This is a genomic window from Methylobacterium sp. PvR107 (assembly GCF_017833295.1).
Lineage (GTDB): Bacteria > Pseudomonadota > Alphaproteobacteria > Rhizobiales > Beijerinckiaceae > Methylobacterium.
Window position 1 is genome coordinate 2,766,922 of the sequence record NZ_JAFIBW010000001.1, and the last position, 21,228, is coordinate 2,788,149.

Genomic DNA, 21,228 nt, shown 5'->3' on the forward strand with positions numbered 1-21,228 from the left:
CCCTCTCCTCTCCCGTGCGCGCAGGAGCCGGAGGTGGGGGTGCTGCAGGATTGAGCGCAGCGGTACCTCCTGCACCGCCCCCACCCCTGACCCCTCCCGACACGGGGGAGGGGAACGGCTCGGACAACCCTGTCGCGCTCATTCCGCGGCCTCCTGCATTTCGACGGACTCGGATGCCTGCTCGAACTCGGCACGCAGGCGCCGGACCAGTTCCAGCTCGGCCTGGAAGTCGACGTAGTGAGGCAGCTTCAGGTGCTCGACGAAGCCGGTCGCCTGGAGGCTGTCGCAATGGGACAGGACGAATTCCTGATCCTGGGCCGGGCTCGCCACCGGCTCGCCGAGCTCCTCCGCGCGGAGCGCCCGGTCGACGAGGGCCATCGCCATGGCCTTGCGCTCGCACTGCCCGAAGCTCAGGCCGTAGCCGCGGGTGAACTGGGGGGGCGCCGCGCGCGAGCCCTTGAACTGGTTGACCATCTGGCACTCGGTGAGCCGCACCCGGCCGAGCGGCACCGCGAAGCCCAGCTCCTCGGGCACGAACTCCACCGCCACCTCGCCGACCCGGATCTCGCCCACGAACGGGTGGGTGCGGCCGTAGCCGCGCTGGGTCGCGTAGCCCAGGCTCAGGATGAAGCCCTCGTCGCCCCGCGCCAGCGCCTGGAGCCGCAGCGCCCGGTCGGCCGGGTAATCCACCGGCTCGCGGGTCAGGTCGCCCGCGGGCGCGCCGTCATCCGGCGGCGACGGCTCGATCAGGCCGTCCTGCGCCAGCAGGTCGGTAACCCGTGGGCAGATGCCGGCATCGGCCCGCGGCTCGGCCTCGGCCGCGGGTTCGACCTCCCCCTCGGCGGCCAGGGCGAAGTCGATCAGCCGGTGGGTGTAGTCGAAGGTCGGCCCGAGCACCTGGCCGCCCGGAAGATCCTTGAAGGTGGCGGAGATCCGGCGCTCCACCGCCATCGCGCCGGTCTCCAGCGGCACGGAGGCGCCGAACCGGGGCAGCGTCGTCCGGTAGGCGCGGACCAGGAACACCGCCTCGACCACGTCGCCGCGGGCCTGTTTGAGGGCCAAAGCCGCGAGGTCGGGATCGTAGAGCGAGCCCTCGGTCATCACCCGGTCGACCAGCAGCGCCATCTGCGCGCGGATCTGCGCGACGGAGAGTTCCGGCACCGACGGGTCGCCGCGGCGCGTCTCGGCGAGGAGCCGGTGGGCGTTGTCGATGGCGGCCTCGCCGCCCTTCACGGCCACGTACATGGCTCAAGCCTCCGTCACGATGGTGGAGCGCGGCAGGCCGGCAACCTGGCCCGGAGCGGTGAGGATCAGGTCGATTCCGAGGGGAAACGCGGCGCGGTTCTCGGCGAGCTGGCCGACGAAGCCCGGCGGCAGGGGCGTCAGTGCCATGCGGGCGCTCCCCGCGATGCCGGGACCGGTCAGGTGCAGCCCCGCCCCCGGGGCGATGGTGTCGAGGGCGAGAACCAGGGTGGTCGAGGTGTCGGGATAGGCCGGCGTCCCCGGCGCGAAGCGGCCGAGCGGCGGGCACCGCGCGGGCTCGCGGACCAGCGCGAAGGCGGCCCGGGCCGGGTCGTCGGTGAGCGGCGCTCCGGTGTGGAAGCGCAGATATGCGGCGACGTCCGGCGCAGCGGCGAGCGCGGCGTCGAGCCAGACCGGCGTGTCGGCGTCGATGAGCGCCAGCGCGACGGCGGCGAGTTCCGGAGTCAGCGGCAGGGGCGGCGTGAGGCCGGGGTCGAGCGGCCGGATCCGGCCGGGCCGGGCGAGCGCGTCCATCACGGCGCGGAACGCCGCCTGCGCATCGTGGACGGGATCGGCGAAGCCGGGTGCGAGCATGCTCAATCCTCCCCGCGGGCGAGGGTCAGGAAATCGACCCGGGTCGCGGCCGTGCGCCGGGCCGCCTGCGCGCGGGACGCCTCGACCCGCCGGGCGGCGGGCTCCAGGGCCGCTTCGACCCGGGCGCGCCGGGCCGGGTCCTGCCAGAGGGCATCGAGGATCGCGGCGAGCCGCGCTTTCGTGCGGTCGCGGCCGAGATGGTAGGCGAAGCCGGCCGGGCCGTCCGCGAGGCGGATCGCGGCCCGGGTCACGCTGACCTCGCCAAGATTGAACGGGCGCCCGTCGCCGCCGATCCGGCCGGTCGCCATCACCAGACCGGTCTCCGGCGGCCGCAGATCGGCGCTGGCCGGGCTGTCGAGCGCCGACAGCGCCGCCTCCAGGTCGGTGCGGCTCGCCTCGGCGCAGAGCGCCATCACGGCCCGGCGCGCCGCGCCATCGCCGCCGGATTCCGGATCCCTCGGGTTCGTCGTCACCGCGACTCCCTCCATCGCTCGGTTGTATAGGTGTATAGACAACTGGCGTGGCGGCCACAAATGAAGTTTGGATGACAGGATGGATGCGCAGGCGCAGGCACCCGGGCTTGTCCGAGGCGAGGGGCTCACGGCGTGGCGGCAGATCGCCGACGCCCTGACGGCAGAGATCGCGGCGGGCGGTTACGCGCCGGGACAGAAACTGCCCCCGGAGGCGGTGCTGGCGATGCGGTTCGCGGTGAACCGGCACACGGTGCGGCGGGCGCTGGCCGCCCTGGCCGAGGGCGGCCTCGTCCGCGCCAGCCAGGGCCGGGGCACCTTCGTGGAGGAGGCACCCCTCGCCTACCCGATCGGGCCGCGCACGCGCTTCTCCGAGATCGTCGCCGGGGCGGGCCGGGAGGCCTGGGGCGACCTGATCGGCTCCACCACCCGTCCGGCCGGACCCGAACAGGCGGCGGCGCTCGCCCTCGCCCCCGGCGCGCCCACCCTGGAACTGCTGACGGTCCACCGGGCCGACGACGCGCCGCTCTCGACCGCGCTGACCTGGCTGCCGCTGCCGCGCTTCGCCGGCTTCGGTGAGGCCTATGCCGCGCGCGGCTCGATCACCCGGGCCTTCGCGGCCTGCGGCGTCCCCGACTACACCCGGCTCTCGACGCGGGTCCGCGCCCGCCCGGCCGATGCCGAGGAGGCGCGGCGCCTCGACATCGCGCCGGGGCGGGTCGTCCTCGTGGTGTCGAGCGTCAACGTCGATCCCGCGGGCGTGCCGATCCAGGCGAACCGCACCCTGTTCGCCGCCGACCGGGTGGAGCTGGTGATCGGCGGGTGAGCAGACTTGGATGAGGCCTGGATGCGGCGGCGGGTCCCGATCACGCAGCGTGTCGTTCCGGGGCCGCGAAGCGGAGCCCGGAACCCAGAACCACCTGCGGTGTGCAAGCCTGCCGCGACGGCGGTTCTGGATTGCCCGCCTCCGGCGTGCCCCTTCGGGTCCGGGCTCGCCTGGGGCGCCCCGGAATGACGTCACCCCGCCGGACTCTCAACGCGCCGCCGGCCCGATGATCGCCCGGCGCAGGCGCGTCGAGACCCAGTCGATCGCCGCCACGGTGACGAGGATCATCAGCACCAGGAAGGCGACCTGCTGCAGCTCCAGCACGCGGATCAGCTCGGTGAGGTACTGGCCGATGCCACCGGCGCCGACGATGCCGATGATCGTGGCCGAGCGGGTGTTCGACTCGAAGAAGTACAGCACCTGGCTCGCCAGCACCGGCAGCACCCCGGGGATCAGCCCGAAGCGGATGCGGTGGAGGGCCGAGCCGCCCGAGGCGACGACGCCCTCGCCGGCGCGGCGGTCGCAGGTCTCGATCGCCTCGGAGAACAGCTTGCCCAGCGCGCCCACATCCGAGCAGGCGATGGCGAGCAGGCCGGCGAAGGGGCCGAGCCCGACCACGTTGATCCAGATCAGCGCCCAGATCAGCACGTCCACGGAGCGCAGGATGTCGAGGCCGCGGCGGACCGCGAACCGGGCGAACGGGTTCGGCACGACGTTCCGGGCGGCCAGGAACGCCACCGGGAAGGCCAGCAGCGCCGCCGTGAGCGTGCCGAGGAACGCGATGCCCAGCGTCTCGCCGAGCGCGTGCAGGAAGGTCCAGAGATGGCCCTCCGGGGATGGCGGCAGCATCAGCACCGCGAAGGTGCCGAGCCGCCCGAGCCCGTGGAGGATCCGCGCGGCCGACATGTCGAGCCGCCAGCACGCCAGGGCGGTGAGACCCGCCAGGACGCCGAGAACGCCAACGAGGCGCGCCCGCGCGGCCCGGTCGGCGCGGAACTGCGCCGGGTAGCGGGCGCGCAGCCGCTGGAGATCGGCCCGGGCCGCCGCCCGCAGGGCTCCGGTGCGGGCCGCGCTCATCGGGCGGTCTCCGGGCCGATCAGCCGGTGGCGGACCCGCTCGGTGGCGAGGTCGATGCAGAACACGGTCAGGATGATCAGCACGAGGATCGCGCTCACGTCCGCGTAGTAGAAGTTGCGGATTGCGGCCAGGAACTCCTGGCCGATCCCCCCTGCCCCGACGAAGCCCAGCACCGCCGCCCCGCGCACGTTGATCTCGAAGCGCAGCAGCCCGTAGGAGGCGAAGTTCGACAGCACCTGCGGCAGCACCGCGAAGCGCACGGTCTCGACCCAGGAGGCACCCGAGGCGGCTAGTCCCTCGACGGGCCGCATGTCGCTATTCTCGACCACCTCGGAGAACAGCTTGCCCAGCGCTCCCGTGGTGTGGATCGCGATCGCCAGCACGCCGACCATCGGTCCGAGGCCGAAGGCGATCACGAAGATCAGCGCGAACACCACATCGGGGACGGTGCGGCAGACCTCCAGGAAGCGCTTGGCCAGGATTCGCAGCAGGCGCGACCGCACCAAGTTGGCGGCCGCGACGAAGCTGAGGGCGAAGCCCGCCAGCGCCCCCAGCAGCGTGCCGAGATAGGCCATCAGCAGGGTCTCGCCCAGCAAGGCGAGCCAGCCGGGCAGGTTCCAGTACCAGGCGCGCAGATCCTCGACCGGATGGTCGAGGCCGACCGGCGGCAGGATCTGCTGGATGTAGGCGGTGAACTTGCCGATGTTCCCGGCAAGGACCAGCGGCCGCACCTCGGCGGCGTACCCGGCGAGGAGCGCCAGGGCCGCCACCGCCGCGAAGCCCGCCAGCGTCCGGCGGCGCGCGGCCCCGGTCGAGGCCGCGTAGAGGCCGGAGAGGGCGGCTGCCCGCTCCGGCGGCAGCTTCGTCAGGCCACGCAAGGCCGCCGCCTCCCGATCAGGACTTCTTGCGCTGCTCGTCGTTGAACCGCAGCATGTCGATGATCGGCTGGTAATCCTTGAGGGTCACCGGCTTGAGGCCCTGGTCCTTGCCGTCGGAGAGCCGGTCGAAGGCGGCCTTGTCGGCCTTCGGCAGGGCGATGAACGCCTCCCGGATCTTGGCCTTCAGGCCGTCCGGCAGGGTGGCCAGCATGGCGTAGGGGCCTTCCGGCAGGAAGTCGGACTTGAACACCACCCGGAAGTCGGAGGTCTGCAGCGGCGTGCCGTCGGGCTTCTTCAGCATGCCCTTGGTGATCATGCGGGTGACGATCGAGTCGGTCTCGGAATTCCACAGGTTGGCGGCGGCCTCGACCGTGCCCTGGGTCAGCGCCAGGACGGCGTTCTCGTGGCTGCCGGCAAAGACCGCCTTGCCGAAGAACTTGTCCACGTCGTAGCCGGCCCGCTTCAGGAAGAAGCGCGGCGCCTGGTTGCCGGAGGTGGAATTCGGATCGACGAGGGCGAGGTTCTTGCCCTTCAGATCCTCGATGGTCTTGTACGGGCTGGAAGCCAGCGCGTAGATCACCGAGTAATAGCCCGCGGCGCCGGTCTCGTGGATCGGGCTCACCACCGGCTCGACCTTCACGCCGGTCATCGCGGCGCGGGCGACGGAGGCCGGCCCGTAGAAGGCGAGCTGGATGTTGCCGGCGCGCTGGCCCTCGATCACCGCTGCGTAGTCGCTGGCGACCCGCAGCTTCACCGGCACGCCGACCGTCTTGGTCAGGTAATCCGCAAGCGGCGCGTAGCGGTCGACCGTACCGCTGGCATTCTCCATCGGAATCACCGCCAGGGTCAGCTCGGGATACTGCGCCTTCCAGTCCTGGGCGGCAGCCGGCAGGCCGAGGAGCGCGAGGGCCGTGGCGGCTGCGGCGAGGGTGCGTCGGGTGAACATCGTGTCATCCTTCGTGTCGGCGTGTGTCGCGGGTTCGGCCGGGCGCGGGGCCGGCCGGGCGTTTCCCGATTTGTCGTTGCTGTTGGGGCCGGACGGCCCGGTTCAGGCGCCGAGGGCGGCCTCGCGCACGGGCCGCGCCGGCACGAAGCCGGGCCGGCCCGGCATCGCCGCCCGCTGCTCGGCCTCGCGTCGGGCCGAATCGTCGAGCACCTCGCCGGCCTCCAGGCCGTAGAGCCGGCGGGCGACATCCTGGGTGAGGTCGAACGGCCCGCCCTCGAACACCACCCGGCCGGCACTGAGCCCGACGAGGCGGTCGCAATAGGCGCGGGCGAGGTCGAGGGAGTGCAGGTTGCACAGGACGGTGATGCCGTAGCGGCGGTTCACCTCGGCCAGCGCGTCCATTACCAAGCGGGTGTTGCGCGGGTCGAGGGAGGCCACCGGCTCGTCGGCGAGCAGGATCTCGGGCTCCTGCACCAGGGCGCGGGCGATGGCGACGCGCTGCTGCTGGCCGCCCGACAGGCCGTCGGCCTGCTGGCCGGCGAACTCGCCCATGTCGAAGCTCTCAAGGGCGGCGAGCGCCATCGCCCGGTCCTCCTCGGACCATTGCCGCAGCAGGGATCGGTAGCTCGGCACGTGGCTCAGCCGGCCCATCAGGACGTTGGTCATCACGTCGAGGCGGCCGACGAGGTTGAACTGCTGGAAGATCATGGCGCAGCGGGTGCGCCAGTCCCGCAGGGCGCGTCCCCGCAGCCGCGTGACGTCGCGCCCGTCGTGGAGGATGCGCCCCGAACTCGGGTCCGCCAGGCGGTTGATGAGCCGCAGCAGCGTCGATTTGCCGGCACCGGACCGGCCGATCACGCCGACGAAGCTGCCGGGCTCGATCCGCAGCGAGACACCGTCGACGGCGCGCCGATCACCGTACTGGCGCGTAAGATCCTCGATGACCAGCATGCATCCATCCGCCGGGGAATGGTCGCAGCTAAACGCCTGTTCTACGACGATTGGATGACGAATACGATCCGATGTTGTTTGCCGGCGCAACGTCTACTGTCGCTCGCCGCATCAGGATTCGTACCGGTCGAGGAAGGCTTCGATCGAAAGCCCGCGGAAATCCGGAAGCGCCCGGCGCAGGCGCTCGTGGTCCCAGTCCCACCAGGCGAGGTGCTCCAGCCGCGCGGCGACGACGTCCGGAAACCGGCGCCGGACCGGCCGGGCGGGATTGCCGACCACGATCGTGTAGGGTTCGACGTCCCGGGTGACGATCGCGCCGGCGCCGACCACCGCGCCGGTGCCGATGGTGCGGCCGGGCAGGACCACCACGCCGTGGCCGATCCAGACATCGTGGCCGATCGCCACCGGGCTCGCCCGGCGCCGGTCGAAGAAGGCCGGCTCGTCGGATTCCTCGGGCCAATAAGAATGCGCCCGGTAGGTGAAATGCGCCTGGGAGGCGCGCTCCATCGGGTGGTTGCCGGGGTTGATCCGGACGCTGGCGGCGATCGAGCAGAACTTGCCGATCGTGGTGTAGATCACCTCGCCGTCCGGGCCGAGGTAGGAATAATCGTCGAGGCTTGTCTCGGTGAGACGGGTGCGCGCGCCGATCTCGGTGTAGCGGCCGAGGCGGCAATCCACGATCCGGGCACTCGGATCGATCGCCGGCTCGAGGCCGAGGGAGAGGTCAGCCACGGGGTTCTCCGAAGGGCAGGCGTGCCAGGAGCCGGAACGGCGCGGTCCCGTCCTGGGTCAGGAGGCCGAGGGCGTCGATCACCAGGGGCTCGGGCCCGGAGGCGGCATAGGCCTCCGACAGGCGCCGGTGCCAGGCGTCGCGATCCGCCTCCGGCAGGGCGTCGGTCAGGGTCATGTGGAAGCGGAAGGCCTCGAACACGTACGGGTAGCCCCAGCGATCGAGCAGCGCGCGGCCGCGCGGATCGAGGCGCTCGGGGCGGCGCTTCGCACGCTCGGCCTCGGTGGGCGGCGCGCGGAACGGGTCGAGCGCCGCGACGCACTCGGCGGCGAACAGCCCCAGGGCCGGCGGCGGGGCGTCCGGCACCAGGGCGAGGAACGCCCCGAGCGCGGCGACCGTCAGAGGCCCGACCGTCACCGGCGGGTGGGCGGCCGCGAGGGCGCGGGCGGCGGCAACGAGCTCGGACTCGGTGGCGCCCGCCGCGAGGCGCAGGGGCGCCTTGAGGGTGGCGTGGAAGCCGTAAGTCCGGGCCCCCGCGGTGACGGCGGCGAGGGCTTCGAGGCCTTCCGGATGGGGAACTGGTGCCCCGGACACGGTGTCGTAGCCGAGCACGCCCCGTCCGAAGGCTTCGAGGCGCGAGCCCGGGGCGGGCAGGCAGTACAGGGCGTAGCGGCGCGACACGTCTCGGCCTCCGGGTCTTCGAGCGCCGTCAGGCCGTCGGCGCGTAGCTGCGCGCCTCGGCGGCCCGGCGCGGGCGCACGTCCATGGCGTTGCCGCGCCACACGATGGCGCTCTGGACCCAGGCGCCGAGCCAGATCGCCGGGATCAGGGCGTCGCGCACGAGGAAGGCCGCCAGCATGCGGGGCGAACGGTGCCAGCCCGCGCGGAGCGCGAGCCGGTGCTCGGCGCCATAGCACAGGGCGGCGAGGCCGGCAGCGCCGGCGAGGCCCGCGAGGCTGCCGGCCCCGAGGGCGACGAGGAGCGCCGGCAGCAGGACGCCGCTGCCGATCTCGGGCGCGAAGAACAGCGGGAAGGTCACGCGGCGCAGGCGCGCCCACCGGAGCTGGCGGGACCAGACCTCCCGGAAGCCGCGCGGGCCCAAGGGCTGCTCGAACGGGCTCGCCACGAGGTGGATGCGCTTGCCGGCGGCGCGCACCAGCTTGGTGGCGGCCGCGTCCTCGGCGATCTCGGCGGCCAGCGCCTGAAGGCCGCCGCGCTGGTCCAGGAACGGCTTGTGCCAGAGCATGCTCTTGCCCTGCGCGAAGCCCAGCCCGAAGGCCTCGGCGGCGTATTGCCAGCGTGCCTGCAGGGTGTTGAGGAAGGCGCATTCCACCTCGGCCATGAAGCTGCCCGGCCGGGCTCCGGCGGGGGTGGAGCAGACCAAGCCGGTCTCGGCCCGCCACGCCGCCTGGAGGCGCTGCAGGTAGTCCGGCGGCATCGCCACGTTGGAATCGGCCAGCACCACCCAGTCGTGGGCGGCGGCGCGCCAGCCGCGCAGGCAATTGTTCAGTTTCGGGTTCTCGCTGATCCGCTCGTCGCCGAGGATCAGGCGGGCGGGAACCTGCGGGTGGGCGGCGATCAGGCGCCTGACGAGCGGGAGGATCGGATCGCCCGGATCGGCGACGCAGAAGATCAGCTCGTAGGCGGGATAATCGAGGCGGAAGCTCCGCGTCAGCATCTCCTCGCTGTAGGCCTCCAGCCCGTGAAGCGGGCGGATCAGCGAGACGGGCGCGCCCGCCGGAAACCGCGACGGGCCGTGCACCTGCCCGAGGCGCCGGCCCGCGATGGCGATGCTGCCGATCTGGATGAGGGCCAGGAGCGCGCCGAAGGACAGGGCCGGCACCGTGGCGTCAATCATGCGGATCTCTCGTTCGCTCCTGCGCGGCCCGGTCGCTAGCGGCCGGATCGCGTCAGGCGTGTGACAGCCGCCTGACGGCCGGCGCGCTCATCGCGGCGGCCGGCCGACGGGCCCGGACGCGTCTTCCATCGGTCGGCGACCGGATTCTCCGAAGCGAAGACAGGCGAGGCGGCGACGCCCGCGCTCGTCGCAAGGTCCCCGCCCATCGGATGCGGTCTTCACGACCGTCAACGGGCGCCCCGTCACCGGACCGTCACGCGCGCAATTTAATCCCGCCTCACCATCAAAAATGATTCCGCGTGAGGCTGCATGTCCGATTCCGCCGCGATGCCGTCGGCCGCCGCGCGAGGCAGGCCCGAGGGCGGCCCGCGCCTCGATCACGGGATGCATCTGGGCGGCCTCGTCGCCTTCCTGCTCGTGCTGGTGGCCGGGCTCGGCTACGCCGTCGTGAGCCTGATCGCCGACATGAACGCGGTCGGCGAGGCACCGCTGGCCTATGGCGCCTTCGCGCTGCTCGGGCTCGCACTGCTGATCGCGCTGGGCTTCGAATTCGTGAACGGCTTCCACGACACCGCCAACGCGGTCGCCACGGTGATCTACACGCATTCGCTGCCGCCGCTGGTGGCGGTGATCTGGTCGGGCTTCTTCAACTTCCTCGGCGTGATGCTATCCTCCGGGGCGGTGGCCTATGCCATCGTCACCCTGCTGCCGGTGGAACTCATCCTGAATGTCGGCTCCCATGCCGGCTACGCGATGATCTTCGCGCTGCTGCTGGCCGCGATCATCTGGAATCTGGGCACCTGGGCCTTCGGCCTGCCGAACTCCTCGTCTCACGCGCTGATCGGCTCGGTGCTCGGTGTCGGCCTCGCCAACCAGCTGATGAGCGGCGGCGACGGCACCGCGGGCGTCGACTGGAACCAGGCGCTCAACGTGTTCAAGGCGCTGCTGTTCTCGCCCGTCTGCGGCTTCGTGCTGGCGGCCCTGCTGCTGCTCGCGCTCAAGTTCGCGGTGCGCCGCAAGGACCTCTACGAGGCGCCCAAGGGCGATGCCCCCCCGCCCCTGTGGATCCGCGGCCTGCTGATCCTCACCTGCACGCTGGTCTCCTTCTTCCACGGCGGCAATGACGGGCAGAAGGGCATGGGCCTGATCATGCTGATCCTGATCGGCGCTGCCCCCACCGCCTACGCGCTGAACCGCACCATGTCGGACGACACGACCCCGGCCTTCGTGCAGAGCTCGACGGCGGCGAGCCGGGTCTTCTCCGCCCGCGCCCCCGGCGCGCCGGTGCCGGACGCCGCCGCGGCGCGCCGGACGGTGACGGAGGCGTTGAAGACGAAGGCGCTCGACCAGCCGCCGGTCTATGCCGCGCTCGCGGCGCTCGCGACCGACATCGCCGCGAGCGTCAAGAATTACGGGGCGATCCGCACCGTGCCGGCCGCCCAGACGCAGAACCTGCGCAGCGACATGTACCTCGCCGCCGACGCGGTGCGGCTGCTGCCGGCCACGGGGGCCAACCTCTCCGAGACCGACACGGCGACGCTGAAAGGCTATTCCGGCCTGCTCAACGACGGCACCCGCTACATCCCGGGCTGGGTGAAGGTCTGCGTCGCCCTCGCCCTCGGGCTCGGCACCATGGTCGGCTGGAAGCGCATCGTCGTGACGGTGGGCGAGAAGATCGGCAAGACCCACCTCACCTACGCCCAGGGCGCCTCGGCCGAGATCGTGGCCGCCGGCACGATCGGGCTCGCCGAACTCTACGGCCTGCCGGTCTCGACCACGCATATCCTGTCGTCGGGCGTCGCCGGCACGATGGCGGCCAACGGCTCCGGGCTCCAGATGTCCACGGTGCGCAACATGGCGCTGGCCTGGATCCTGACCCTGCCGGCGGCGATCACGCTCGCGGCAAGCCTGTTCTTCCTGCTGCGCCACCTGTTCTGACGCGTAGCCGGGCCGGTGACCGCACCTGCCCCGAACACCGGAACGCGCGGTCTCCGACCCAGCCTCCCGAGGTGCCCCCCGACCCCTCAGGAACTCGACATCGCCCGGACGAAAGCCAGGCAGGTCCGGCGCGCGGCCGGGTTCGCGATCGCCACGAAGGCGGAGACGAGGTCGGCCGCCTGCGTGATCGCCGCGTCCGGACATTCCTCGTCCGGGAAGAAGTTCGTGACCGGGATGCCGAGCGTCCGGGCGACGCGCTCCAGGGCGTCCCGGGACCGCGCCGTTTCCGGGCGCGGCTCCGGCGACCTAGCCGGAGGTTGCGAGAGACCGGACGCCATGGCTCAGCCGACCTTCTGTCCGAGCTGGATCGCGCGGGCGATCTCCGACCGCCGGGCGGCATAGCCCGGGGCGACCATCGGGTAATCGGCCGGCAGGCCGTACTTGGCCCGGTAGCGCTCGGGCGTCAGGCCGTTCGCCGTCAGGTGGCGCTTCATCGTCTTGTACGAGCGGCCGTCGATGAAGCTGATCAGCCCATCGTGCTGGATCGAGGCCTCGACCTGCGCAGGCGTCAGCCCGGCCGAGCCAGCACCCGAGCCGCCGCCCCGGAGGACCGAGATCGCCGAGTGGACCTGGTCGATGAGGCCTGGCAGTTCGGCCATTCCGACCGCGTTGCGGGACACGTAGGCGGCGACGATCGCGCCGACCTTTTCCAGCATGAAGGAGGAGGGCGTTTCGTTCAGGTTGCTCATCTGGGTCATCACTGTGGTGGGATGTGTCGGCTGGTCTCGGAAAGCTCAGATCGTAAGAGCCTGCAAATCATGGATTTTGGCGGATAGGCAGGGCCACGCCAGGTCTGGATCTTGCACTACCTCAAGTTTTCCAACCGCCAATTCTTGAGGATGCAGATAATGTACAATATGAAACGCCGGCATCTTGTCCGGGAGCGCGATATCTTATGCCCGATCGCGCGAACGGGGGCCCAGACAAGGTAAACGATTGATGCAGTCACTGTTTTCGACCGCAGGGCTCCATCCGAGGAACAGTTTTCAGCGGTGGCAGGAGTTCCTGCTCGAGCAGCCGGTGCCCCTCGAGCAGACGCGGCTCGACCCCGGCTCGTTCGAGGGCAGGCTCGACGCTGCCGAGATCGGCCCGCTGCTGATGACCCGCATCTCGCAAGGCTCGAAGCGCAGCGCGGTCACGCCCGCCACGATCCGGCGCTTTGACAAGGGCGACACGCGCGTCGTGATCGTCAAGCTCGCAGGCGTGCTGGCCACGCAGCCGGACGAGCGGCCCTGCCTGCAACGACAGGGCGATCTGCTCGTGCTCGATCACCGCCCGGTCGTGCTGACATCGGGGGCGGCCAGCCAGTCCAAGTTTCTGGAGCCTTTGCGCGCGCCTGGACAGGGTGCTGGGCCCGTCTCGGCTCTTTACGGCCCTGACGGTCGGCCCGAGCCGCGCCGCCGCGGCGCTCACCACGAGCTGAGGCGCATCCGCCGCCACCGCGCGCCATCGCGCGCATGGCCGGGATCGGCATGGAGCTGATCGTGGCCAGCATCGCCGAGCGGATGAGAATGGAGGTGCGCCGGCCCGTCCACGGCTCGGTCGTGGTCCCCGCGCCGAGGCCCATGTCGAGGCCCATCTCGGCGACCTGTCCCTTGACCCGCCGCAGCTCGCGGCCGCGGCCGGCGTCTCGCTGCGCCGGCAGCAGGAGCTGTTCCACCAACGCGGCGAGCACATCTCGGACGACATCCGAGACTGTCGGATCGGGACGGCGGCTCAGCGCTTGGCCGATCCGGCCCGTGCGGATCTGCCGATCGGCCTGCTGGCCTACGGGTGCGGCTTCGCCAGCCAGGCCCACTTCGCACGCCGCTTCAAGGCGCGTCCCGGGATGACGCCGCGCGCCTACCGGCACGCGGCTCTCTTGGGCGCCCCGTGATCCGCTGATCCGGGACGTCCGCGGGGCTGGGCTCAGGCCGAGCGGTCGCTGCGCCGCAGGCTCGCCGGCAGGGCGAAGAGGGCGAGCACCGCCGCGACGAGGCAGAGGACGCCGATGCCGTAGAGGGCGGGCGTCGTCGAGCCGGTGAGGTCCTTGACCCACCCGACCATCACCGGGCTGACGATGCCGCCGAACTGGCCGAGGGTGTTGATCAGCGCGATGCCACCCGCCGCGCCGACGCCGGTGACGAGCTTGGCCGGCAGCGTCCAGAACGTCGGGATCGAGGCCACGATGCCGGCCCCCAGCAGCGCCAGCGCGAACATCAGCGGCACGATGTGCTTGTCGAACAGGCCGGCGCCGAAGAAGCCGAGCGCCGCCGCGACGGCGAGGCCGGCGACGAATTTCGGCCGCTCGCCCGAGGCATCGGACAGGCGCCCGATCACCACCATGCTGATTGCGCCGCAGATGTAGGGGATCGCCGTGAGGAAGCCCACCGAGGCCGCCTGCCCGCCGCTCGCGGTCTTGATCAGGTCCGGCCCCCAGAAGTTGAGGCCATAGGAGCCGATCTGCAGCAGGAAATAGATCAGCCCGATCATCAGGAAGCCGGGCTGCCGGATCGCCCCGAGCAGGGAGTGGTCGCCGATCTCGCGGTTGTGGTGGGCGATGCGGCCGGACAGGAGCGCCTTCTCGGTCTCGGAGAGCCACTTCGCGTCGGCGATCCGGTCGTCGAGGCGCGTCAGCACGAGCAGGCCGAGCACGAGGCAGGGCAGGCCGCCGGCCAGGAACAGCCATTGCCAGCCGGCGAGGCCGCCGACGCCGTTGAGGCCGCCGAGGATCAGGCCCGCCACCGGCGCGCCGAAGATGCCCGAGAAGGCCGAGGCGACGAACATGAACGAGGTGATCCGCCCGCGATGCGAGGCCGGGAACCAGAGGGTCAGGTAATAGAGGATGCCCGGCGCGAAGCCCGCCTCCATGGCGCCGATCAGGAAGCGCAGGGCGTAGAAGTGCCACTCGCTGCGGATGAAGATCATCAGCGCGGTGGCGATGCCCCAGGAGATCATGATCCGGGCGATCCAGCGCCGCGCCCCGACCCGGTAGAGGAACAGGTTCGAGGGCACCTCGAAGATCACGTAGCCGACGACGAACATGCTGGCGCCGAGCCCGTAGGCGACGTTGCTGAAGCCGAGGTCGCTCTGGAGCTGGAACTTGGCGAAGCTGATGTTGATGCGGTCGAAGAACGCGAACATGTAGCAGATCATGATCAGCGGCATGAGCCGCCACGCGACCTTGCGGACGACGCTGGTCTCCGTCACCGCGCCGGCCTCGGCGGCCGACGACCCGGACAGGGCTGCGGTCATGGTTTCCTCCGTGGTGTTTCTTGGGATGCGTCGTGGGCGATGCCGCCTTCGGGCGGGTGGCTTTTCCGCGCGATACGGTTCGGGTGCGTGGGCCGACAGCAACCGGTGCGATGAGCCCTGCGCCGAACGCGGTGCGGATCCCCTCCCCCCCAGAGGGGGGAGGGAGACCGTCGCGTCCGTCAGAGACGTCGGGGCTTCACGGTGGCGTGCCGTGGGGCGGTCACCGTCAGCAGGTTCAAGCCGCCCTGGCGGGCGCCGGATGCAAGTCGCAGGGGCGTCCGGCCTTGGCGACCTGGCCGGGCACGTCGTGGCCGACGAGACGGGGCAGGTCCCGCGACAGGCCGATCAGCGCCGTGAGGTCGAGGCCCGTGGGCACGCCCATCTCATGGGCCATGCTGACGAGGTCCTCGGTGCAGATGTTGCCGGTGGCGCCGGGTGCGAACGGGCAGCCGCCGAGCCCGCCGAGCGCCGCGTCGAACCGCCTTGCGCCCGCATCGTAGGCCGCCAGCACGTTGGCGAGGCCAAGCCCGCGGGTGTTGTGGAAGTGGAGCGTCAGGCGCTCGGCGCCGACCAGCGGCAGGACGCGCGCGACGAGGCGCGCCACCTGCCGGGGATTGGCCATGCCGGTCGTGTCGGCGAGCGTCACGCCGTCGACCCCGAGCGACAGGTAGCGCTCCACCTGGGCCACCACCGTGTCGGCCGGCTGGTCGCCCTCGAACGGGCAGCCGAAGGCGGTGGCCACCGTGGCGTTGGTGCTTACAGGCGCGCCGCGCACCGAATCCATGATCCGGGCGAAGCCGGCGATCGAGTCGGCCGGGCTCATGCCCATGTTGGCGCGGTTGTGGGTCTCGCTCACCGAGGCGACGAGGTTGATCTCGTCGACCTTGGCGGCCAGTGCCCGCTCGGCGCCCTTCGGGTTCGGCACCAGGGCGACGTAGACCGTCCCGGGCCGGCGCTGGATCCCGGCGAAGACCGCGGCCGCGTCGGCGAGCGCGGGCACCGCCTTCGGCGACACGAAGGACGAGACCTCGATCCGGCTGAACCCGGCCTCCGCGAGGGCATCGATCAGCCGGATCTTTTCCGCGGTCTCGACGAAGACGGGCTCGATCTGGAAGCCGTCGCGGGTGGCGACCTCCTGGACGAGGATCTGCTCGCTCATGCCACCGCTCCCTTCGCCCGCAGCGCGGCGATGCGCTCGGGATCGAGGCCGAGTTCGCCGAGCACCGCATCCGTGTGAGCGCCGAGCGCCGGCCCCTGCCAGCGGACTTCGCCGGGTGTGTCGGACAGCTTCGGCACGATGCCGGGCATCTTGACCGCTCTCCCGCCGGGGAGCTCCGCCTGGAGGATCATGTCGCGGGCCTGGTAGTGCGGATCGGCCACGATGTCGGCCACCGAGTAGATCCGGCCGGCCGGCACGTCCGCCGCGTCGAGGACCGCGAGCGCCTCCTCGACGGTCTTGGTCTTCGACCAATCGGCGATCAATCCGTCCAGCAGGCCGGATTGCTTCGACCGGCCCTCGTTGTTGCGCAGCGCCGGATCCTCGGCGAGGTCGGCCCGGCCGATCGCCGTCATGAGCCGGCGGAAGATCGGGTCGCTGTTGCCGGCGATGACCACGTAGCCCCCGTCCCGCGTCGGATAGGTGTTCGACGGGGTGATGCCCGGCAGCGCGCCGCCGGTGCGGGTGCGGACCTCGCCCAGCAGGTCGTATTCGGGAACAAGGCTCTCCATGACGTTGAACACGCTCTCGACCAGCGAGACGTCGATGACCTGTCCGGCGCCCTGCCCGGTCTTCACCCGCAGCAGCGCCATCAGCGCACCGATGACGCCGTGGAGCGAGGCCAGGGTGTCGCCGATGCTGACGCCGACGCGGGCGGGCGGGGAATCCGGGCTGCCGGTGGTGAAGCGGATGCCGCCCATCGATTCGCCGATGGCGCCGAAGCCCGGGCGGTCGCGATAGGGGCCGGTCTGGCCGTAGCCCGAGATCCGGACCATCACGAGGTTGGGGTTGAGCGCCGAGAGCACGTCCCAGCCGAGCCCCAGCTTCTCGAGGCCGCCGGGGCGGAAGTTCTCGACCACCACGTCGGCGCTCGCGGCGAGCTGCTTGACGATGTCGAGGCCTTCCGGCGTCTTCAGATTGACGGCGATCGACTTCTTGTTGCGCGACTGCAGGTACCACCAGAGCGAGGTGCCCTCGTGCATCTTGCGCCACTTCCGGAGCGGGTCACCCTCGCCCGGGGGCTCGACCTTGATGACCTCGGCGCCGAACTCGGCCATCAGCCGCGTCGCGAACGGCGCGGCGATCAGCTGACCAAGCTCGAGAACGCGGATACCGCTGAGCGGACCGGACACGGCTTTCCTCCATGTTTTGTTGCCCTGGCCATACTGCCGTTGCCGCCGTGAAGTCCAAACGTCATGCGCCATCCTGCGTTCGCCGGTGGAGAACGCACCGTCTCGGGACGAAGGGGTGGCACAGCGTCGGATTTCCGGAAGCGGGCCGCGTCCCGGATGACCGACCCGTCATCCCGCGCCGCGCACCGGCGCCCGGGATCCGGACCCGCCGACACGTCAAGTCATGGCACCAGCAGCGGCTCTGGGTTCCGGGCTCGCCTGCGGCGCCCCGGAACGACGGCGCGGGTGTCCGAGGGCAGGCCTCATCGGCCAGCAGCACAATCCGTCAACCCGGATCCCCACCCCGTCCGGCCGCGGCGCCGCGCAGATGCTCCAGCAGGAGCGTCGCCGCCGGTGTCAGGGCACCCGGGCGGACCACGAGGCGGAGCGTGCGCGCCGCCCACGGATCGGTGAGCGGCACCGCCGCGAGGCGCATCGGCGGCCCGAGCAGGGCGTAGACGTGCTCCGGCACGGTGCCGAGACCCAGGCCGACCTGCGCCATCCGGCAGATCGCGTCGAAGCTCGGCACGTGCATCCGCAGCCGCAGCGGACGGCCGAGGCGCCGGGCCTCGTCGCGCAGGGCGGCGTAGATCGAGCTCTCCGCGTGCAGCCCGACATGGTCGTGATCGAGGGTGTCGGCCAGGGCGACGGCCTCGCGCCCGCTCAGGGGGTGGCCGATCGGCATCACCAGGACGAGGCGGTCGCTCCGGTACGGATAGGCGGTGAGGCTGCGTGTGTCGGTGTTGTCCGCGCAGAGGCCCAGATCGGCGAGCCCCTCCTCGACGCCGGCCACGACGCCGCCGCTCGGGCGCTCCTCGAGATCGAGCCGGATCCCCGGCTGCGCCGCCAGGAAAGCCTGCAGGTCCTCGGGCAGGAATTCCACGATGGCCGACAGGTTGGCGAGCACGCGCACGAAGCCGCGGACCCCGCGGGCATGCTCGGCGAGTTCCAGGGCGATCTGCTCGGCGCTCGCCAACATGCGGCGGGTGTGGTGCAGCAGGGTCTCGCCGGCGGGCGTAAGCCGCATGCCGCGCGGCTCACGGGTGAGCAGGGTGCAGCCCAGCGCGTGCTCCAGCTCGGCCAAGCGCTTGCTCACCGCCGAAGGGGCGATCGCCGCCCGCCGGGCCGCCCCGTTCAGCGTCCCCTCCTGGCAGATCGCCGCGAACAGGCGGAGCGTCTTGAGATCGAGGCGGCTCAGGGTCGCGGCCGCGGGCAGGTCTGCGGACATCCGGCGGCGGTCCCGGTCGGTCGTCCGCGCTAGTCCCGAGACCCGACCGGCTGGCCGTAGTTGCCGTAGCCGAGCTTGGCCCCCGCCCGGTTGACGAGGCCGAAGCGCAGCACCGCCTGCTCCAGATAGGCGATCGCGTCGACCAAGTGAGTGCGGGCCTCCGCGATGCTGTCCTCGCCCTCCTCGACCGGCGTCTCGGCGAGCTTCACGGCGGCGATCAGGACGCGGTCGCGCTCGTCCTCGATCCGCGGGTCGCGGGCGACATGGCCGCGAATCCGGGCGTCGAACGCCTCGATGACGGACCAGGGCAGTGCGTCCTTGCCGGACGGCGCCCGGAAGGCCAGGGCGTGGCGCCGCGCGGCGGCGCTGGCGGCCCTGACATGGTCGGCGAGTGCTGCATCCATTCCCGGTCTCCGCGGCTCCGACTCGATTGCCCGAACGCCCTGCGGCGCGGTCCGTTGCCCGTGAGGCCCGACCGGGCACTGCGACAATCCTTCAGGGCGGCGCCGGCCAGGGGGTTACCTTGGCGGTTGGAGCCCCTTATCTCTCGGTTCTGTGATCAACGGGCCGGACCGGCCCGGCGAACGGGGGACGATATGGGAACGACGCTGAGCGCCGGCGCGTGGCGCCCGACATCCGCGGTGGCGCGCCTCCTCGGCGTGCTCTCGGTGATCCTTGTGGCCGCGGGCCTGTCCGGCTGCGGGGCGATCAACCAAGTGCCGACCCTGCAGGAGCAGGCCAAATCCGCCTGGAGCGAGGTGCAGAACCAGTACCAGCGCCGGGCCGACCTGATCCCCAATCTCGTCGAGACCGTCAAGGGCTACGCCCAGCAGGAGAAGGACGTGCTGATCGGCGTCACCGAGGCGCGCGCCAAGGCGTCGAGCGTGAAGGTCGACGCCTCCACGGTCAGCGATCCGCAGAAATTCAAGGACTATCAGGATGCCCAGAACCAGCTGTCGGGCGCGCTCGGTCGGCTGCTGGTGACGGTGGAGAAGTATCCCGACCTCAAGTCGAACCAGAACTTCCTCGCCCTGCAATCGCAGCTGGAAGGCACCGAGAACCGCATCGCGGTGGCGCGGCGCGACTACATTACCGCCGTCCAGGCCTACAACACCGAGGTGCGTACCATCCCGGGCCGCTGGATCGCGGCGTTCCTGTATCCCGACGCCAAGCCGATGGAGACCTTCACGGCGACGCCCAACGCCGACCGGCCGCCGAACGTGAAGTTCTAGGATGCCGCTCATGGGCCGGAGCATCCCCAACCGGGTGCGGCTCGCCCTGGCGCTCGCCGTCCTCTGCGCCTGCCTGATGATCTACGTGGTCGGGGCGTTCGCGGCCGAGCTGACCTTCCCGACGCTGACCGGCCGGGTGGTCGACGTGGCCGGCATCCTCACGCCGGAGCAGCGCGGCCAGCTCGAAGGCAAGCTGAAGGCGCACGAGGACAAGACCTCGGACCAAGTGGTCGTCGCCACCGTGCCCAATCTCCAGGGCACGACCATCGAGGACTATTCCAACCGCCTGTTCCGGGCCTGGAAGCTCGGGCAGGCCAAGACCAACAACGGCGTCCTGCTGGTGGTGGCGCCGAGCGAGCGCAAGGTCCGGATCGAGGTCGGCTATGGGCTGGAGGGCGCGCTCACCGACGCCCTCTCCCGGGTGATCATCGCCAGCGCGATCACGCCCCGCTTCAAGACCGGCGACTATTACGGGGGTCTCAACGCGGGCGTCGACGGGATCCTGTCGATCCTGTCCGGCGACGCGCAGGAATGGCAGCGCAAGCCGCAGGTGCGCGCCGACGAGGTCGATAGCGGCCAGGTCGCGGTCTTCATCATCCTGTTCCTGATCGTGCTGTTCGTCGCCTGGCGCATGAGCCGCGGCGGCGGCCGGGTCGGCAGCCGGGGCGGACGCGGCGGCCTCGTGATCCTGCCGGGTCCGGGCTCGGGCGGATGGGGCGGCGGCTTCTCGGACGGCGGCTCGTCCGGGGGCTTCGGCGGCGGATTTTCCGGCGGGGGCGGCTCGTCGGGTGGTGGGGGAGCCTCCGGTGACTGGTAGCGGCGCGGACGTGCTGACGCCGGAGGCACGGGAGCGGCTTGCCCGGGCGGTGTCGCGGGCCGAGGCCGGCACGTCCGGCGAGATCGTCGTGATGGTGAGCCGGCGCGCGGGCGCCTACCGGTCGATCACCCTGCTCGCGGCCCTGATCGCCGCGCTGGTCCTGCCCTGGCCGCTGATCGCGCTGACGAGCTGGAGCGCGGCGTCGATCGTCCTGGCCCAGGCCGCCCTCGTGGCCGCGATCCTGCTGGCGAGCGAGAACGAGCGCCTGCGCCTTGCCCTGGTCCCACGGCGGCTGCGCAGGGCCCGGGCTCGCGAGGCGGCCCAGCGGGCCTTCTGGTCCCGGGGCCTGAGCCTCACGCGCGGGCGCACCGGCATCCTGCTCTACCTGTCGCTCGCCGAACGCCATGCGGAGATCGTCACGGATCTCGGCGTGCTCCGGCACATCGCGCCCGCGGCCTGGGACGGAATCCTCAACGACCTCGTCGCCGCCCTGGGACGCGGCGCGGTCGAGGCCGGGCTGAATGCGGCGGTGGAGCAGGTCGGCCTGTGCCTGGCGGAGCATCTTCCGGCGGGGATCGGCGATCCGGACGAATTGCCCAACCGCGTGATCGTGGTCGATTGAACCGAACCCGCCTTCCGGGTCTGTGCAGGCGTGCCATCACCTGCTGACGGGAGCCTGTTTGGTGATGCAGCTTCTGATATGAGAGATATCATCCGGTACAGTTTGTGCGGCGCCACACGAAGGTTTCTGGCGGACCG

22 protein-coding genes and 1 pseudogene are annotated in these 21,228 nt (G+C 71.4%); 6 read left to right on the plus strand and 17 right to left on the minus strand.

Going from position 1 to position 21,228, the window contains the following annotated elements; translation table 11 throughout:
• Nucleotides 1-138: 138 nt before the first annotated feature.
• Genes JOE48_RS12995 through phnG form a run of 3 tightly spaced genes read right to left on the minus strand, consistent with a single transcriptional unit; the run spans nucleotide 139 to nucleotide 2,309 of the window.
• Nucleotides 139-1,245 carry a carbon-phosphorus lyase complex subunit PhnI gene (locus tag JOE48_RS12995; protein WP_210030303.1) on the minus strand — a complete coding sequence of 369 codons (1,107 nt, stop codon included), beginning with the start codon at nucleotides 1,243-1,245 and terminating at the stop codon, nucleotides 139-141.
• 3 nt (nucleotides 1,246-1,248) lie between these two features.
• The gene (gene phnH / locus JOE48_RS13000; RefSeq protein ID WP_210030304.1) at nucleotides 1,249-1,836 is read right to left on the minus strand and encodes a phosphonate C-P lyase system protein PhnH; all 588 of its coding nucleotides are present in this window, start codon (nucleotides 1,834-1,836) and stop codon (nucleotides 1,249-1,251) included.
• Nucleotides 1,837-1,838: 2 nt separating this feature from the next.
• The gene (gene phnG / locus JOE48_RS13005; RefSeq protein ID WP_312893185.1) at nucleotides 1,839-2,309 is read right to left on the minus strand and encodes a phosphonate C-P lyase system protein PhnG; all 471 of its coding nucleotides are present in this window, start codon (nucleotides 2,307-2,309) and stop codon (nucleotides 1,839-1,841) included.
• Nucleotides 2,310-2,388: 79 nt separating this feature from the next.
• Here phnG and phnF point away from each other — a divergent pair, with 79 nt between their 5' ends.
• Nucleotides 2,389-3,132 carry a phosphonate metabolism transcriptional regulator PhnF gene (phnF, locus tag JOE48_RS13010; RefSeq protein ID WP_210030308.1) on the plus strand — a complete coding sequence of 248 codons (744 nt, stop codon included), beginning with the start codon at nucleotides 2,389-2,391 and terminating at the stop codon, nucleotides 3,130-3,132.
• Nucleotides 3,133-3,339: 207 nt separating this feature from the next.
• Here the strand turns inward: phnF and phnE (JOE48_RS13015) are convergent, their stop codons facing one another.
• The 7 genes from phnE (JOE48_RS13015) to JOE48_RS13045 form a co-directional block, all read right to left on the minus strand.
• Nucleotides 3,340-4,209, minus strand: coding sequence for a phosphonate ABC transporter, permease protein PhnE (gene phnE / locus JOE48_RS13015; RefSeq protein ID WP_210030310.1), 870 nt, complete (start codon nucleotides 4,207-4,209; stop codon nucleotides 3,340-3,342).
• Nucleotides 4,206-5,087 carry a phosphonate ABC transporter, permease protein PhnE gene (phnE, locus tag JOE48_RS13020; RefSeq protein WP_210030311.1) on the minus strand — a complete coding sequence of 294 codons (882 nt, stop codon included), beginning with the start codon at nucleotides 5,085-5,087 and terminating at the stop codon, nucleotides 4,206-4,208. Before phnE (JOE48_RS13020) ends, phnE (JOE48_RS13015) begins: the two co-directional genes overlap by 4 nt.
• 16 nt (nucleotides 5,088-5,103) lie before the next feature.
• Entirely contained in the window at nucleotides 5,104-6,033 is a 930-nt protein-coding gene (phnD, locus tag JOE48_RS13025; RefSeq protein ID WP_210030312.1) for a phosphonate ABC transporter substrate-binding protein, read from the minus strand.
• A 102-nt stretch (nucleotides 6,034-6,135) separates the two neighbouring features.
• Entirely contained in the window at nucleotides 6,136-6,984 is an 849-nt protein-coding gene (gene phnC, locus JOE48_RS13030; protein WP_210030313.1) for a phosphonate ABC transporter ATP-binding protein, read from the minus strand.
• A gap of 111 nt (nucleotides 6,985-7,095) precedes the next feature.
• The gene (locus tag JOE48_RS13035) at nucleotides 7,096-7,716 is read right to left on the minus strand and encodes a chloramphenicol acetyltransferase (protein ID WP_210030314.1); all 621 of its coding nucleotides are present in this window, start codon (nucleotides 7,714-7,716) and stop codon (nucleotides 7,096-7,098) included.
• Nucleotides 7,709-8,395: a DUF1045 domain-containing protein gene (locus JOE48_RS13040; protein ID WP_210030316.1), complete on the minus strand. Its 687-nt coding sequence runs from the start codon at nucleotides 8,393-8,395 to the stop codon at nucleotides 7,709-7,711. The genes JOE48_RS13035 and JOE48_RS13040 overlap by 8 nt, the downstream gene beginning before the upstream one ends.
• A gap of 28 nt (nucleotides 8,396-8,423) precedes the next feature.
• The gene (locus JOE48_RS13045; RefSeq protein WP_210030318.1) at nucleotides 8,424-9,572 is read right to left on the minus strand and encodes a ceramide glucosyltransferase; all 1,149 of its coding nucleotides are present in this window, start codon (nucleotides 9,570-9,572) and stop codon (nucleotides 8,424-8,426) included.
• 309 nt (nucleotides 9,573-9,881) lie between these two features.
• Between JOE48_RS13045 and JOE48_RS13050 the strand changes: the two genes are divergently transcribed.
• Nucleotides 9,882-11,510 (plus strand): inorganic phosphate transporter, encoded by a 1,629-nt coding sequence (locus tag JOE48_RS13050; protein ID WP_210030320.1) that lies wholly within the window; start codon nucleotides 9,882-9,884, stop codon nucleotides 11,508-11,510.
• Nucleotides 11,511-11,596: 86 nt separating this feature from the next.
• On the opposite strand, the gene JOE48_RS13055 is transcribed toward JOE48_RS13050, so the two are convergent.
• Together JOE48_RS13055 and JOE48_RS13060 are read right to left on the minus strand one after the other, a co-directional pair.
• A complete protein-coding gene (locus JOE48_RS13055) occupies nucleotides 11,597-11,848 on the minus strand; it encodes a hypothetical protein (RefSeq protein WP_210030322.1) in 252 nt (83 codons plus the stop codon).
• A 3-nt stretch (nucleotides 11,849-11,851) separates the two neighbouring features.
• On the minus strand, nucleotides 11,852-12,259 hold the full coding sequence (locus JOE48_RS13060; RefSeq protein ID WP_210030323.1) for a MucR family transcriptional regulator: 408 nt from the start codon (nucleotides 12,257-12,259) through the stop codon (nucleotides 11,852-11,854).
• Between the two features lie 250 nt (nucleotides 12,260-12,509).
• Between JOE48_RS13060 and JOE48_RS31225 the strand changes: the two are divergent.
• Nucleotides 12,510-13,446 (plus strand): annotated as a pseudogene (locus JOE48_RS31225) (helix-turn-helix transcriptional regulator).
• Nucleotides 13,447-13,478: 32 nt separating this feature from the next.
• Here JOE48_RS31225 and JOE48_RS13070 read toward each other — a convergent pair.
• From JOE48_RS13070 to JOE48_RS13090, 5 genes are all read right to left on the minus strand, one after another.
• Nucleotides 13,479-14,804, minus strand: coding sequence for an MFS transporter (locus tag JOE48_RS13070; RefSeq protein ID WP_210030325.1), 1,326 nt, complete (start codon nucleotides 14,802-14,804; stop codon nucleotides 13,479-13,481).
• Nucleotides 14,805-15,039: 235 nt separating this feature from the next.
• Nucleotides 15,040-15,963 (minus strand): hydroxymethylglutaryl-CoA lyase, encoded by a 924-nt coding sequence (locus JOE48_RS13075; RefSeq protein WP_210030327.1) that lies wholly within the window; start codon nucleotides 15,961-15,963, stop codon nucleotides 15,040-15,042.
• Entirely contained in the window at nucleotides 15,960-17,153 is a 1,194-nt protein-coding gene (locus JOE48_RS13080) for a CaiB/BaiF CoA transferase family protein (protein WP_210030329.1), read from the minus strand. The genes JOE48_RS13075 and JOE48_RS13080 overlap by 4 nt, the downstream gene beginning before the upstream one ends.
• Before the next feature lie 325 nt (nucleotides 17,154-17,478).
• A complete protein-coding gene (locus JOE48_RS13085) occupies nucleotides 17,479-18,420 on the minus strand; it encodes a LysR family transcriptional regulator (protein ID WP_210030330.1) in 942 nt (313 codons plus the stop codon).
• Between the two features lie 29 nt (nucleotides 18,421-18,449).
• Nucleotides 18,450-18,824 (minus strand): hypothetical protein, encoded by a 375-nt coding sequence (locus JOE48_RS13090; RefSeq protein ID WP_210030332.1) that lies wholly within the window; start codon nucleotides 18,822-18,824, stop codon nucleotides 18,450-18,452.
• Between the two features lie 192 nt (nucleotides 18,825-19,016).
• Between JOE48_RS13090 and JOE48_RS13095 the strand changes: the two genes are divergently transcribed.
• Genes JOE48_RS13095 through JOE48_RS13105 form a run of 3 tightly spaced genes read left to right on the plus strand, consistent with a single transcriptional unit; the run spans nucleotide 19,017 to nucleotide 21,091 of the window.
• Nucleotides 19,017-19,652: a LemA family protein gene (locus JOE48_RS13095; protein ID WP_210030333.1), complete on the plus strand. Its 636-nt coding sequence runs from the start codon at nucleotides 19,017-19,019 to the stop codon at nucleotides 19,650-19,652.
• A 1-nt stretch (nucleotide 19,653) separates the two neighbouring features.
• Nucleotides 19,654-20,469 (plus strand): TPM domain-containing protein, encoded by an 816-nt coding sequence (locus JOE48_RS13100; protein ID WP_210030334.1) that lies wholly within the window; start codon nucleotides 19,654-19,656, stop codon nucleotides 20,467-20,469.
• Nucleotides 20,459-21,091 (plus strand): TPM domain-containing protein, encoded by a 633-nt coding sequence (locus JOE48_RS13105; RefSeq protein WP_210030335.1) that lies wholly within the window; start codon nucleotides 20,459-20,461, stop codon nucleotides 21,089-21,091. The genes JOE48_RS13100 and JOE48_RS13105 overlap by 11 nt, the downstream gene beginning before the upstream one ends.
• Nucleotides 21,092-21,228 lie beyond the last annotated feature (137 nt).

Excerpts from the sequence above, each read along its gene's own strand:
- JOE48_RS12995 (WP_210030303.1), bottom strand. The coding sequence starts at position 1,245 with ATGTACGTGGCCGTGAAGGGCGGCGAGGCCGCCATCGACAACGCCCAC.
- phnH (WP_210030304.1), bottom strand. The coding sequence starts at position 1,836 with ATGCTCGCACCCGGCTTCGCCGATCCCGTCCACGATGCGCAGGCGGCG.
- phnF (WP_210030308.1), top strand. The coding sequence starts at position 2,389 with ATGGATGCGCAGGCGCAGGCACCCGGGCTTGTCCGAGGCGAGGGGCTC.
- phnE (WP_210030310.1), bottom strand. The coding sequence starts at position 4,209 with ATGAGCGCGGCCCGCACCGGAGCCCTGCGGGCGGCGGCCCGGGCCGAT.
- phnD (WP_210030312.1), bottom strand. The coding sequence starts at position 6,033 with ATGTTCACCCGACGCACCCTCGCCGCAGCCGCCACGGCCCTCGCGCTC.
- phnC (WP_210030313.1), bottom strand. The coding sequence starts at position 6,984 with ATGCTGGTCATCGAGGATCTTACGCGCCAGTACGGTGATCGGCGCGCC.
- JOE48_RS13045 (WP_210030318.1), bottom strand. The coding sequence starts at position 9,572 with ATGATTGACGCCACGGTGCCGGCCCTGTCCTTCGGCGCGCTCCTGGCC.
- JOE48_RS13050 (WP_210030320.1), top strand. The coding sequence starts at position 9,882 with ATGTCCGATTCCGCCGCGATGCCGTCGGCCGCCGCGCGAGGCAGGCCC.
- JOE48_RS13055 (WP_210030322.1), bottom strand. The coding sequence starts at position 11,848 with ATGGCGTCCGGTCTCTCGCAACCTCCGGCTAGGTCGCCGGAGCCGCGC.
- JOE48_RS13060 (WP_210030323.1), bottom strand. The coding sequence starts at position 12,259 with ATGAGCAACCTGAACGAAACGCCCTCCTCCTTCATGCTGGAAAAGGTC.
- JOE48_RS13070 (WP_210030325.1), bottom strand. The coding sequence starts at position 14,804 with ATGACCGCAGCCCTGTCCGGGTCGTCGGCCGCCGAGGCCGGCGCGGTG.
- JOE48_RS13075 (WP_210030327.1), bottom strand. The coding sequence starts at position 15,963 with ATGAGCGAGCAGATCCTCGTCCAGGAGGTCGCCACCCGCGACGGCTTC.
- JOE48_RS13085 (WP_210030330.1), bottom strand. The coding sequence starts at position 18,420 with ATGTCCGCAGACCTGCCCGCGGCCGCGACCCTGAGCCGCCTCGATCTC.
- JOE48_RS13090 (WP_210030332.1), bottom strand. The coding sequence starts at position 18,824 with ATGGATGCAGCACTCGCCGACCATGTCAGGGCCGCCAGCGCCGCCGCG.
- JOE48_RS13095 (WP_210030333.1), top strand. The coding sequence starts at position 19,017 with ATGGGAACGACGCTGAGCGCCGGCGCGTGGCGCCCGACATCCGCGGTG.
- JOE48_RS13100 (WP_210030334.1), top strand. The coding sequence starts at position 19,654 with ATGCCGCTCATGGGCCGGAGCATCCCCAACCGGGTGCGGCTCGCCCTG.